Genomic DNA, 13,243 nt, shown 5'->3' on the forward strand with positions numbered 1-13,243 from the left:
TGAGTCGGCTAAATGAGGCGGCTAAGTGAGTCGGCTGTTACTTGGATCGCCGGGCTTACTTGACCCGGTCGATGATCTTGGCTGCTGCGCCGATGAAGGGCAGGAACCAGGGCGGGCCGAAGTGGCCTGGTACGGGCGGGTTCTTCAGGTCTTCCCAGACGTTGGCGCTCTTGTCGCCGGCCATGTAGTGGGCCATGCGCTTACCCATGTGCGCGGCCATCTGCACCCCGTGTCCGCTGTAGCAAAGGGAGTAGTAGAGGCCGTCGTGGAGCCCGGCGTGGACCATCTGGTCCATGGACAGGTCCACCAGTCCGCCCCAGATGTAGTCCACCTTGGCTTTGGAGAGGTAGGGGAAGAGTTCGAGCATGGCTTTGCGCAGGATCTCGGCGCTCTTGACATCCGAGTCCGGGCTGGAGAGCGCAAAGCGGGCGCGGCCGCCGAAGAGCAGCCGGTTGTCCGGGGTGATCCGGAAGTAGTAGGTCAGCATCTTGCTGTCCGAGGCCTGGCGGCGGTTGGGCAGGATGCGGTTGACCACGTCTTCGGGCAGCGGCTCGGTGCAGATGATGAAGCTGCCCACCGGGATCACGCGGCGCTGCAGCCACGGGGTGACACCGCCGGTGTAACCGCTGGTGGCGACCAGGACCTGCTTGGCACGAGTGATGCCCCGTGTTGTGTGCACATCGTGCACCGTGCCGGAGACCTTCTTCAGCTCGGTGACAGCTGCGTTCTCGCAGATGTCTGCTCCGGCCTCAACGGCCACCTTCGCCAGCCCGTGCACGAACTTGCCAACATGCAAGCCTGCGCCCAGCGGGTCCATCATCGCGCCCTGGTAGAAGTCCGTACCGATTTCGCTGTGGATCTCGGACTTGGGGATGACCGTAACGTGGTGATCGACCAGTTTGGCCAGCAGCTCCTGAGACTTCTTGAAGCCGTCGTTGTGCGACTCGTGGAAGGCCAGCGAGAGCTTCCCGAAACGGTTGAAGTCGCAGTCAATGGCGTGGTCGTGGACGAGCTTCTCGATGCTGTCGATGGCATCGTTGTACTCGCGGAAGTACTCCACTGCACGCACCTCGCCGTAGCGCTTGACCGCGGTGCTGAAGCCGATGGCCAAACCGGTGGTCGCCATTCCCCCGTTACGGCCCGACGCGCCCCACCCCACGGTGTGACGCTCGAAAACAGCAACGCTAGCGCCCTGTTTGGCGAATTCCAGGGCCGCGGACAGCCCGGTAAATCCGGCGCCGATGATCGCGACATCGACGTTTTCGGGGACCGGAGTGCGCCGGTAGTCGGCTGAAGGCTCGGCAGTGTCCAGCCAGTAAGGAATGAGTTTCACGGGTTGACCTTTCGCTTTGTCGTCGTCGTTAGAGACCGAGGTGCTTGTTGATCTCGTCCAGGGACTTAGCAACGTTCAAGTCGTAGCCCGGGCCAATGGGGTCATAGCCACGGTCCAGCAGCCAGAGGTTCCGGAAGCCCATGTCGTGCATGGGGTGCACGTCATAGCGGGTGTGCGAGGAGATGTGCAGGAAGTCCTCCGGCTTGGCGTTCAGGGTATCGAGCATGTACTCAAACGCCTGGTAACGCGGCTTGTAGGCCTGCGCCTGCTCGGCGGTCAGCACTGCGTGGAAGTCGGCGCCGAGCTTGGGAATGCTGATGTCCAGGAAGCTGTCATCGGCGTTGGACAGAGCCACCAGCTTGTAGTTGTCGCCCATGAGCTTCAGCGGAGCCGGCACGTCCTCGTGGGCAACCCAGCCGCGAACAGCCTCAGCGAACTCTGCGCCCGCACCCGGGGTCGGCCCGATGCCCCAACGCTTGCACACCCGGTCAAAGGAATCCTGGAGGATCTGCTCGTAAGGTTTGTAGTCGCCAAGGACCTCGTCGAACCGGTACCCACGGAACTGCTTCTTGAAGGTCGGCCACTGCTCTTCAGAGATGCGGCCATCAAGCAGACGGCGCGTGGTGGGGTCGATGTCGAAGTTAATGAGAGTGCCGTAGATATCAAAAGAGATGTACTTCGGCCGGAAGTTCGTATCTGCCATGATTCGTCCGTTTCTTGAAGTTGTGTTGAAGGCCCGGGGCTTGAGCCTCCCGGGTTCCAAGGCATGCACAGAGCGTTGTGGGTTGGTCTCCGAGACGAGCACTCTGCTGCCGATACCATCGACTCTAGGACGCCAAATTGTAAATTGTCAACAGTTTAGAGGCTCCGTCTGCCTCCCGTGTTTGCCCATCATTTTTCTTTTCGTCAATTGTTGACAATCTGCGGTTCAGGGGGTTGCATTGGGTTAGATGCGGAACGAGATCCGGATCACAGCCCCGCATGAAGGACGACCCGCCGGAGCGCCGACCGACCTCCAACCAGAGGCGCAGACCCGGCGGTACGGCGATATAGGCACTGTTTTGGTGGACCAGTCCAATCCGAAACCATTCGAAGGGAAGCACCATGAAGACCAGAAACAAAGTTCAGAGCGCAGCGGCAGGCTTGGCCGTCCTGTTGGCCCTGACCGCCTGTGGCGGCGCTGCCACCGGCGACCCGGCCGAGAGCGGCTCGAAGACATCGAATACAGCTGACATCTCGGAGGGCATCCAGCCTGATCCGGCTGCAGTCAAGCTGCTCCCCCAGTCCTACAAAGACAAGGGCGAACTGACGGTCGCGATGGATCTGCATTATCCGCCAACCACTTTCCTCGCTGATGACAACGTGACCCCGATCGGCCTGAACCCGGACATCGCCCGACTCATTGCGAAGAAGCTTGACCTGAAGCTGAAGTTCGTGGACACGAAGTTCGACACGATCGTTCCCGGCCTTGACGGCGGCCGCTTCGACTTCACTGCCACGACCATGTCCAAGACTGAAGAGCGGCTCAAAGTCCTGGATATGATCGACTACTTCAAGGCCGGCAACTCTGTGGCCGTAGCCGCGGGGAACCCGCTGAACCTCACCGTCGAGACCCTGTGCGGCAAGAACATCGCCGTCACCCAGGGCTCGACCGGCCAGCTCAAGCGCCTCCCGGCCCTTAACGAGCAGACCTGCACCTCCAAGGGACAGCCGGCGATCAACGCCGTGACGCTGCCCAACGTCCAGGAGGCCCTGACCCAGCTGCACTCCAAGCGGATCGACGGCGTCCTCTACGACACAACCTCGCTCGGGTGGGCAGAGAAGCAGCAGCCGGGCTCCTTCACCATCATCGGCCGGGTCAACGTCGGCAACAGCGACGTGACCGCCGTCGGCCTGAAGAAGGGCTCGCCGCTGACCCCGGCCATGCAGACAGCACTCCAGTCCGTCCTTGAGACCCCGGAGTACAAGGAGTCCCTGGAGAACTGGGGTCTCGAGTCCGGGGCCATCACCGATGCCAAGCTGAACTAGCGGGACGCCTCCATGGTCACAGCTACCAACAAAGGAAGTGAAGCAACGATGAGTAGCATTGATTCGGCGCTCAAACCCCGGCTCCGGCTTCGGACTCCCGGCGAGTACGCGGGATGGGTGTTCAGCATTCTCGTCGGCATCGGGATCCTCGTCTCGGTCCTAACCAACCCCAACTTCAAGTGGGGCGTGGTTGCCCAGTACTTCACTCATGAATCGATCCTCCGTGGGCTGATGCTCACGATCTTCCTCACCGTTGCCAGCATGACCCTGGGAACGCTGCTGGGGCTGGGACTGGCGATCATGCGCTCATCCCACGTGAAGCCGGTTTCCATCGCCGCGAGCCTCTACATCAACCTGTTCCGGGGCACCCCGGTGCTGGTGCAGCTGATCTTCTGGTTCAACATCTCCGCGCTGTACCCGAACCTGACCATCGGCATCCCGTTCACGAACATCGGCACCGCGATCGACATGAATGCCCTGATGGCCCCTATCACCGCAGCCCTGGTTGGCCTGACCCTGAACGAGGCCGCCTACATGGCCGAGATCATCCGGGGTGGCTTCTCCTCGGTCGGCAAGGGCCAGATCGAGGCCGCCGACTCGCTGGGGATGAGCGCCGGCACGAGGATGCGCAAGGTCATCATCCCGCAGGCGATGCCCTCGATCATCCCGGCCACCGGTAACCAGGTGATCGGCATGTTCAAGGGAACCTCCCTGGTCAGTGTGCTCGGTGTTGCGGAACTGCTCCAAAGCGCCCAGCTGATCTACGCCCGCACCTACGAGACCATTCCGCTGCTGATCGTTGCCAGCCTCTGGTACCTCGTGATGACCCTGCTGCTGAGCTACCCGCAGTCCAAGCTCGAGCAGAAATACTCCCGCGCAACCTCCCGGCTTCCCCGGAAAGCGAAGAAGGTTGTGCTGACAGAACCGGAAGGTACCCTCCGATGAGCAACGACGGCACCATTCACGCCCGCGCAATCCGAAAGTCTTTCGGACCCAAAACCGTCCTGAAGGACATCAACCTGGACATCGCCAGCGGAGAGATCTGCTGCATCATCGGCCCGTCCGGCTCGGGAAAGTCCACGATCCTGCGCTGCATCAACGGCCTGGAAACCGTCGACTCAGGTGTCCTGAAAGTCAACGGCGAGGACTTCGGCTACTACGAGACCGCGCACGCCTACCACGCCCACAGCCCTAAAAAGCTCGCCGAACAGCGCACCAGGGTGGGAATGGTCTTCCAGTCGTTCAACCTCTTCCCGAACATGACTGCCCTGGAAAACATCATGTCCGGCCCCGTGCTGGTCAAGGGCGCCGACAAGAAGAAGTCCGCCAAGCGGGCTAACGAACTGCTCGCCAGCGTCGGGCTGGCCGGTTTCGGCGACTACTACCCCGCCCAACTCTCCGGCGGGCAGCAGCAGCGCGTCGCGATCGCCCGGTCCCTGGCAATGGACCCCGACATCATGCTCTTCGACGAACCCACCTCCGCCCTGGACCCCGAAAAGGTCGGCGAGGTCCTCATGGTGATGCAGGACCTGGCCAAGAAGGGCATGACCATGGTGGTGGTCACCCACGAAATGGGCTTCGCCCGCGAAGTCGCCGACTCCCTGATCTTCATGGACGACGGCTACGTCGTTGAACGCGGCGACGCCCGGGAAGTCCTTCGCAACCCCAAGGAACCCCGTACCCAGGCCTTCCTGGACAAGGTGCTCTAAATGACGGATGGAAAGCTGGCCGTTATCGGCCTGGGCAGCATCGGAAGCATGGCGTTGTGGCAGGCCTCCCGCCTGTCCGACTCAGTGGTCGGATTCGAGGCACAGTCCCCGGCCCATGCCCGCAGCGCCGTGGGCGGGGACACCCGCCTGTTCCGCATGCTCTACCGCGGAATCCCCGACTACTACCCCATCCTGGAACGCTCCCGCAGCCTCTGGGCCGAACTCGAAGCCGAAACCGGCCAAGACATCCTCACCCGCTGCGGAGGCCTGTCGATTGGAACCGCCGGCGGTCCCTATATTCCCAGCCTGCTGGAAACCACCCGCATCAATGGCGCCGACCACGAAATCCTCAGCCGCGAAGAGATGGCGGTACGTTACCCGCAGCACAACCTCCGCCCGGATGACATCGCCGTCTACGACCCCCACGCCGGGGCCCTGCGCACCGACCGTGCAGTCACCGCGGCCGTCGCCGCTGCCCAGGCCAACGGGGCAACAGTCCACACCAACACCCCGATCGACAGCATCGAGGAAACGGACGACGGCGTAGTGGTCACCTCGGGCGAGAAGTCCTGGACCTTCGAGAACGTCATCGTCTCCTCCGGCGGCTGGTCCCGCGGGCTCATGCCCGGCTACCTCACCGCAGCAACCCAGACCAAACGGATCTTCCTGACGTGGTTTGTAGCGAAGGACGCGGCGCAATTCTCGCCCGAGAGATTCCCCGTCTTTATCCGCATCTCCGGTGACCGCTCCATGTACGGCGCACCCGCCGTCGACGGCGTCACCGTTAAGGCAACCCTGGACGGCCGCGGCACACCCACACCGCAGGCGGACTCGGTACCAAGGGAACTCATCCCGGCAGAAATCACCGAGACTACCGAAACCGTTACCGAGTTCTTCCCCGGCCTCTTCCCCAACATCGTCCGCTCGGACGCCTTCCCCGACCTCTTCACCACCGACGGGCACCCCCTGCTCGGCCGGCTGAAGGAAGGAAGCAGGATCTACTGCGCCACCGGCTTCTCCGGAGCCGGCTTCAAAAACGCCACCGGCTTCGGCGAAATCGCCGCACACGAAGCCCTCGGAAAACAAACCTTCGGCGGCCTCGACTTCGTGCGCCCACAACGGTTCAGGACCCGCTAGTTCACTTCTCCCAACAACAGCGATCTCCTCGGATCGCGGAATTGTTGACAATCTACAGTCTCTAAGAAAGTATGAAGCCATGGCAACTCTCAGCCCCATCCTGAAGCAGGCCACGCCTGTAATCGTCGACCACGCCCTTGGCAGCTGGATCTACGCGACCGACGGTAAGAAATACCTGGATTTCACCACCGGAATCGGCGTGACCAGCACGGGCCACTGCCACCCCGACGTCGTGGCAGCTGCCCGCGAGCAGGTGGGAAAGATTGTCCATGCCCAGTACACCACCGTGATGCACAAGCCACTGCTTGAGCTCACCGAGAAACTGGGAGAATACCTGCCGGTCGGGCTGGACAGCGTCTTCTATGCCACGTCCGGCTCCGAGGCTGTAGAGGCTTCCATCCGCCTGGCCCGTATGGCCACCGGACGGCCCAACATCATTTCCTTCCACGGCGGCTTCCACGGCCGCACCGTTGGTGCTGCTTCCCTCACCACAGCCGGCACAAAATTCCGCTCCGGCTTCTCGCCACTGATGGGCGGCGTTCACATTGCCCCCTTCCCCCACGCCTACCGGTACGGCTGGGACGAGGAAACCGCCGTTGCCTTTGCGCTCAAGGAGCTGGACCAGCTCCTTGCCAGCATCAGCAGCCCCGCGGATACGGCCGGTTTCATCATTGAACCGGTTCTCGGAGACGGGGGCTACATCCCCACCCCCGTCGGCTTCCTGCAGGGCCTGCGGGAACGCGCCGACAAGCACGGCATTGTCCTCATCGTCGATGAGGTCCAGGCCGGCGTGGGACGCACCGGAAAGTTCTGGGGACACGACTGGGCAGGCATCACCCCCGATGTCGTGATCACCGCCAAGGGCTTGGCCAGCGGATTCCCCATCTCCGCCATCGCAGCCTCAACCGAACTCATGGGCAAAGCCTGGCCAGGCTCCCAGGGCGGCACCTACGGCGGAAACGCCGTCGCCGCTGCCGCCGGCGTGGCGACCCTCGGTGTCATCGAGCGCGAACACCTGGTGACCAATGCCCTGGTTCGCGGCGACGAGCTGCGCGCAGGGCTGGAAAGCCTCAAGGGCGACTTCGCCTCCATCGGAGACGTCCGAGGCCGCGGCCTGATGCAGTCCGTTGAATTCACTGCAGCAGATGGAACGCCTGACGCTGCAGCCGCACTCTCTGTCCAGCAAGCGGCGATCAAGGAAGAGCTCCTTCTCCTCACGTGCGGGCCGCACGGAAATGTCGTCCGCATCATCCCTGCACTCAACGTCAGCAGCGACGAGATCCAGGCCGGCCTGGCCAGGTTCACGCAGGCGCTGAAGACAACTGCCATCTAATCCCTCCTTCGAGCATTGAAAGCGTGACATGAGTCCCTCATTTGACCCCTCAGATCTTCATACGGACCTGTTCATCGATGGCGCCTGGCAGAAGGCCGCCAGTGGAGCGACGTTCCCGGTTGAGAACCCGGCCACGCATGAGGTCATCGCCAACGTGGCCAACGGCGGCGTCGAAGAAGCCCTGGCTGCCATCGAAGCCGCAGGCCGCGCCCAGGCGGCGTGGGCGAAGTCCACACCGCGGGAGCGGGCAAACATTCTGCGCCGGGCCTTTGAGCTGGTTATAGCCAACACGGACCGGCTGGCAGCGATCATGACCGCCGAGATGGGCAAGCCCCTCGCCGAGGCAAAAGGCGAAGTGGCCTACGGCGCCGACATGCTCCGCTGGTTCTCCGAAGAAGCCGTCCGGATCGGCGGAGACAGCACCACCTCCGTGGACGGCAACACCCGGATCATGATCACCAAGGAACCGGTAGGCCCCTGCGTGCTGGTCACCCCGTGGAACTTCCCGCTCGCCATGGGCGCCCGCAAGATCGCCCCCGCCGTCGCCGCCGGCTGCACCATGGTCTTCAAGCCCGCCGAGCTGACACCCCTGACCTCCCTCGCGCTGGTGCAGATCTTCAGGGAGGCAGGCCTTCCCGACGGCGTCCTGAACGTCGTCACGACCTCCAGCGCCTCCACCGTGGTCGGGACCTGGATGAGCAGCGGCATCGCACGCAAGGTCAGCTTCACCGGCTCCACCGAGGTCGGCAAGATCCTGCTGCGCCAGGCGGCCGATAACGTCATGCGCTCCTCCATGGAACTGGGCGGCAACGCCCCCTTCATCGTCCTGGCCGACGCCGACATCGAAAAAGCCGTCGACGGCGCCATGAAGGCCAAGATGCGCAACATGGGCGAGGCCTGCACCGCCGCCAACCGTTTCTACGTGCACCGCTCGGTGGTGGAGGAATTCAGCGAGAAGTTCGCCAAGAAGATCTCCGAACTGCAGGTAGGCAACGGCGCCGTGGAAGGAACCGAGGTCGGCCCCCTGATCGAACAGAAGGGCCTGGACAAGGTCGAAAGCCTGGTCAGCGATGCGGTTTCCAAGGGCGCACGCGTCCTCACCGGCGGCACCCGCCCCGAAGGACCCGGCTACTTCTACACCCCCACCGTCCTGACCGACGTGCCCCTGGACGCGGAACTGATGAGCACCGAAATTTTCGGCCCGGTCGCGGCCATTACGCCCTTCGACAGCGAGGACGAAGTGCTCCGCCTCGCCAACGACACCGAGTGGGGACTCGTCGGCTACGTTTTTACTGAGAACATGAACAAGGCCCTTCGCTTCTCCGCAGAACTGGAAGTAGGCATGGTCGGCGTCAACACCGGCCTTGTTTCCAACCCTGCAGCACCGTTCGGAGGCGTCAAGCAGTCCGGACTCGGACGAGAAGGCGGCAAAATTGGCATCGAGGAATTTCTTGAGACCAAATACACCGCAATAGCGGTCTAAAGAGCGCAACAAGCCAAAGAATGAAATGAGGGGGATGTCAATGGCGGCACCAGAAGGACTGTTTGTCCTGGAAGGAAGGCCCACGGCGCAGCTGATCGCCGATCAGCTGCGGGAACAGATCGTCCAGGGGACCTTCCGCCCGGGACAGCAGATCAATGAATCTGCAGTGGCCGGCCAGTTGCGTACGTCCAGGGGTCCGCTCCGGGAAGCATTGCAGCGGCTGTGCCAGGAGGGCCTCCTGGTCAGCCACCGCAACCGTGGAGTCTTCGTCCTGGAGCTTTCGACCGCCGACATCAAGGAGATCTACGCCGTGCGTGAGGCGGTGGAACTGGCCGCAACCAACACCTTGCTGGACGCCGGGCAGGACCGGATCAACGACACCTGCCTGATGCTGAAGGAAATCATCAGGGACATGGCGAAGCACGTCGCCGTATCCGACTGGCAGGCTATTGCCCGGCTGGACATGCAATTCCACACCACTTTCGTTGCCGGCACAGGAAACAGCCGCCTGATGCGGATTTACGAGACACTGGCAGCGGAATCGAGAATGTGTATCCTCAGCCTTGAAGTTGCCTACCCCCGCCTGGATGTGCTGGTCCAAGAACACCAGAACCTTCTGGACCTGCTCGAAGCAGAAGACCGAAAAGGACTGCAGCAGGCTGTCAAACGTCACCTGCGAAAGGCTGTTGAGGACCTCACCGTCCCGAGGCAAGACGACGAAATCACTGCCTAGGGCATCCCGCAGCAAATGAAGAGGTGGCCAGTTCCCATGGAGCTGGCTACCTCTTCGTTTCTCACAAAAAAATTTTGTAAATTGTCGATGATCTGCGATCCACGTGATTGCATTAGTGAGTAGGAAGTTTTAGTCCAAGAGCCACTCCAACAGCACCCCCGCCCAGGGAAGTACCGATGAACACCAGAAGCAACCTCCAGCTAGCCGTTGCAGGGTTGGCCATCCTGTTAGCACTCGGCGGGTGCGGCGCTGGCGGAAGCAGTGATCCGCCACAGGAGGGCTCCAACACCTCAAACACGGCTGACATCTCGGAGGGCGTCCAGCCCGACGACAGCGCCCTCCAGCTACTGCCGCAGTCCTACAAGGAGAAGGGCGAACTGACGGTGGCGATGGACCTGCACTATCCCCCGACGACGTTCCTGGCGGACGACAACACAACCCCTATTGGCCTGAACCCGGACATGGCGCGGCTGATTGCCAAGAAGCTCGGACTGAAGCTGAGATTCGAGAACACCGCTTTCGACACCATCATTCCCGGTCTCGACGGCGGCCGCTATGACTTCACCGCCACCACAATGTCCCCCACCCCTGAGCGGTTGCAGGTGCTGGACATGATCGATTACTTCAATGGAGGGGTTTCGGTGGCCGTGGCGCACGGCAATCCACTGAACATCAGCAATGACGACATGTGCGGCAGGAACATCGCGGTCACCAAAGGTTCCAATGCCCAGCTGAAGCATCTGCCGAACGTCTCCGAATGGACGTGCACCTCCAAGGGCAAGCCGGCCATCAACGGCGTCACCCTGCCCAACATCCAGGAAGCGCTCACGCAACTGGCCTCCAAGCGCATCGACGGCGTCTTTTATGACACTCCGGCGCTGGCCTGGGCAGACCAGCAGCAGCCGAACAATTTCACGATCCTGACGCCACAGGTGGACACGCGCTCGGATCACGTGGCTGCGATCGCCCTGAAGAAGGGATCACCGCTGACGCCGGCCCTGCAGAGGGCCATTCAGTCCGTTCTGGACAGCCCCGAATACAAGAAGTCACTCGCGACTTGGGGCCTCGAGGCAGGCGCCATCACCGAAGCAAAGCTCAACTAGGGGCCACCGTGCTGAAATTCAATGGCCGCGGAAGTGCAACCACAATGCCTCCGGTGGACCCTGCACTCAAGCCAAGGCTCCGGCGGCGAAGCGCCTTTGAGTACGCCGCCTGGATAGTATGCGGCCTCTTGGCCCTGGGCATTCTTATTTCCGTATCGACCAATCCAAACTTCAAGTGGAACGTGGTCGCCAGATACTTCACGCACGAAACCATCATCCGCGGCCTGATGCTCACCATCTTCCTCACGGTTGCGAGTATGGTCCTCGGAACCCTTCTGGGCCTGGTGCTGGCGATCATGAGGTCCTCCAACATCAAACCGATCGCCGCCACAGCGGGGGTCTACATCACCTTGTTCCGCGGCACCCCGGTTCTGGTGCAGCTCATCTTCTGGTTCAACATCGCCGCGCTGTACCCGAACCTGACCATCGGGATTCCATTTACCGACATCAGCACCGCAGTCGACATCAACGCCCTGATGGCGCCCATCACGGCGGCCTTGATCGGCCTCACCCTCAATGAGGCCGCCTACATGGCCGAAATCATCCGCGGGGGGTTCACCGCCGTCGGCAAGGGCCAGATCGAAGCGGCCGACTCCCTGGGCATGAGCCGGGCAATGAAATTGCGCAAGGTCATCATTCCCCAGGCCATGCCCTCGATCATCCCGGCCACCGGCAACCAAGTCATCGGCATGTTCAAAGAGACCTCCCTCGTCAGCGTGCTCGGCGTCGCTGAACTGCTCCAAAGCGCCCAGCTCATCTACGCCCGCACCTACGAGACCATCCCCCTGCTGATCGTTGCCAGCCTCTGGTACCTCGTGATGACCCTGCTCCTGAGCTACCCGCAGTCTCTCCTGGAGAAGAGGTACTCCCGTGCGTCCTCCAGGCTTCCCCGGAAGGCCAAGAAAGTTGTGCTGACCCAACCGGAAGGCATTGCCCGATGAGAAGTGCGGGGGACTTCTCTGGAAGATGCGTAATCAGGCCACCGAAAGAAATGAGGGGAAGATAATGGCGGCACCGGAAGGATTGTTTGTCCTGGAGGGAAGGCCCACGGCGCAGCTTATCGCCGATCAGCTGCGGGAACTGATCGTTCAGGGGACCTTCCGTCAGGGTCAGCAGATCAATGAATCTGCAGTTGCCAGCCAGCTGCGTACGTCCAGGGGCCCGCTGCGGGAAGCGCTGCAGCGCCTAAGCCAAGAGGGGATCCTGGTCAGCCATCGCAACCGCGGGGTGTTCGTCCTGGAGCTTTCGAGCGATGACGTAAAGGAGATCTACGCCGTCCGCGAGGCCGTGGAACTGGCCGCCGCAAATATGCTGATGGATGCCGGGCAGGAGAAGATCAGCGACACCTGCGACGTGCTGAAGGGGATCATCAAGGACATGGCGAAGCAGGTTGCCGTATCCGACTGGCCGGCAATTGCACGATTGGACATGCAATTCCACACCTCCCTTGTTGCCGGTACGGGGAATTCCCGCCTCATCCGCATTTACAACACACTGGCCGCCGAATCGAGAATGTGCATACTCAACCTGGAGGTTTCCTACCCCCGGGTGGATGCTCTGGTAGAGGAGCACCAGATCCTCCTGGATCTGCTGGAAGCAGGCGACAGAAAAGGACTCCAGCATGCCATCACACGGCACCTGCGGCAGGCCGTTGAGGATCTCACCGCCACAACGGCCTGACTAGGCGAGGCGCTGACGTAACGGTACCGTCCGGCACGGGCAAGAGCCCGGGCAGCTCTGCCCGGGGCTCTTGCCTGCCAGGAGTTGTAAAAGCGGGGTTCCCGGATTAGTCGGTCGTAGCGGGAAGGTCCGCGACAACCCACATCTTGCGGACCGTTTCGCGGATGGTCCACGTGCCCTCCCAGCCGGCGGGAGTCACGAACAAAGTACCCGGACCAATATCGAAGCTGCTGCCATCCGGTTCGGTGATGGTGCCGGACCCGCTCAGAATCTGGCAGATCTCGTCGTAGCCGGGCCGGGTGCTCTTGAACTCCCCCGGAGTTACTTCCCAGATGCCCGTCTTCAGGCCCTCACGCGCCCAAAGGCGCAGGGACACCTCGGTCTGGCCGGGCGTGACGGAGGTTTCCTTGGACTGGTGCTCCCCCGGGTCCACGGTTGTTGCATCACTCATGACGGTCGCCTTGACCATAGTTACTCCTTCTCGGGCTGTGCCCTTTGTCCTGACGTGCCCCTGATTGGAAGAGCACGACATCCACCCTACCAATTGTCAACAATTGACGATAGACTTGAAGTGAAGTTTTCGCATTTGTGTACGGGCTTTCCGGTACATCGACGAGGGGGGCGCCATGCTCAGCCTGATTGTGCTCATCACAGCGGCGCTTGTGACCAGCTCCAGTGCAGTCACGCTCGTACCCTGGTCAGCT

The 13,243-nt window shown here is 61.9% G+C and carries 13 protein-coding genes; 10 read left to right on the top strand and 3 right to left on the bottom strand.

What is annotated here, in order from left to right; all coding sequences use genetic code 11:
- Positions 1-55: 55 nt before the first annotated feature.
- Positions 56-1,333, bottom strand: a complete 1,278-nt coding sequence (locus ACIP9X_RS18030; protein WP_400481130.1) for an NAD(P)/FAD-dependent oxidoreductase — start codon at positions 1,331-1,333, stop codon at positions 56-58.
- A gap of 28 nt (positions 1,334-1,361) precedes the next feature.
- On the bottom strand, positions 1,362-2,036 hold the full coding sequence (locus ACIP9X_RS18035) for a haloacid dehalogenase type II (protein WP_400481131.1): 675 nt from the start codon (positions 2,034-2,036) through the stop codon (positions 1,362-1,364).
- A gap of 401 nt (positions 2,037-2,437) precedes the next feature.
- Here ACIP9X_RS18035 and ACIP9X_RS18040 point away from each other — a divergent pair, with 401 nt between their 5' ends.
- The 10 genes from ACIP9X_RS18040 (at position 2,438) to ACIP9X_RS18085 (ending at position 12,539) form a co-directional block, all read left to right on the top strand.
- Positions 2,438-3,361, top strand: a complete 924-nt coding sequence (locus tag ACIP9X_RS18040) for an ABC transporter substrate-binding protein (RefSeq protein ID WP_400481132.1) — start codon at positions 2,438-2,440, stop codon at positions 3,359-3,361.
- 48 nt (positions 3,362-3,409) lie between these two features.
- Positions 3,410-4,306 carry an amino acid ABC transporter permease gene (locus ACIP9X_RS18045; protein ID WP_400481133.1) on the top strand — a complete coding sequence of 299 codons (897 nt, stop codon included), beginning with the start codon at positions 3,410-3,412 and terminating at the stop codon, positions 4,304-4,306.
- Entirely contained in the window at positions 4,303-5,070 is a 768-nt protein-coding gene (locus ACIP9X_RS18050; RefSeq protein ID WP_400481134.1) for an amino acid ABC transporter ATP-binding protein, read from the top strand. Before ACIP9X_RS18045 ends, ACIP9X_RS18050 begins: the two co-directional genes overlap by 4 nt.
- Positions 5,071-6,207 (top strand): N-methyl-L-tryptophan oxidase, encoded by a 1,137-nt coding sequence (gene solA, locus ACIP9X_RS18055; RefSeq protein ID WP_400481135.1) that lies wholly within the window; start codon positions 5,071-5,073, stop codon positions 6,205-6,207.
- A 79-nt stretch (positions 6,208-6,286) separates the two neighbouring features.
- A complete protein-coding gene (locus ACIP9X_RS18060; protein WP_400481136.1) occupies positions 6,287-7,540 on the top strand; it encodes an aspartate aminotransferase family protein in 1,254 nt (417 codons plus the stop codon).
- Between the two features lie 28 nt (positions 7,541-7,568).
- Positions 7,569-9,023, top strand: a complete 1,455-nt coding sequence (locus ACIP9X_RS18065) for an NAD-dependent succinate-semialdehyde dehydrogenase (RefSeq protein WP_400481137.1) — start codon at positions 7,569-7,571, stop codon at positions 9,021-9,023.
- Positions 9,024-9,063: 40 nt separating this feature from the next.
- Positions 9,064-9,756 (top strand): GntR family transcriptional regulator, encoded by a 693-nt coding sequence (locus ACIP9X_RS18070; RefSeq protein WP_400481138.1) that lies wholly within the window; start codon positions 9,064-9,066, stop codon positions 9,754-9,756.
- A gap of 176 nt (positions 9,757-9,932) precedes the next feature.
- Complete coding sequence (locus ACIP9X_RS18075; protein WP_400481139.1) at positions 9,933-10,859, top strand: ABC transporter substrate-binding protein; 927 nt, start codon at positions 9,933-9,935, stop codon at positions 10,857-10,859.
- Between the two features lie 8 nt (positions 10,860-10,867).
- Positions 10,868-11,800, top strand: coding sequence for an amino acid ABC transporter permease (locus tag ACIP9X_RS18080; RefSeq protein ID WP_400481140.1), 933 nt, complete (start codon positions 10,868-10,870; stop codon positions 11,798-11,800).
- Positions 11,801-11,864: 64 nt separating this feature from the next.
- Complete coding sequence (locus ACIP9X_RS18085) at positions 11,865-12,539, top strand: GntR family transcriptional regulator (protein ID WP_400481141.1); 675 nt, start codon at positions 11,865-11,867, stop codon at positions 12,537-12,539.
- A 106-nt stretch (positions 12,540-12,645) separates the two neighbouring features.
- Here ACIP9X_RS18085 and ACIP9X_RS18090 read toward each other — a convergent pair whose 3' ends face one another.
- On the bottom strand, positions 12,646-12,990 hold the full coding sequence (locus tag ACIP9X_RS18090) for a cupin domain-containing protein (protein ID WP_400481142.1): 345 nt from the start codon (positions 12,988-12,990) through the stop codon (positions 12,646-12,648).
- Between the last annotated feature and the right edge of the window lie 253 nt (positions 12,991-13,243).

The sequence above is a fragment of the Arthrobacter sp. NPDC093125 genome, assembly GCF_044754225.1.
GTDB lineage: Bacteria > Actinomycetota > Actinomycetes > Actinomycetales > Micrococcaceae > Arthrobacter.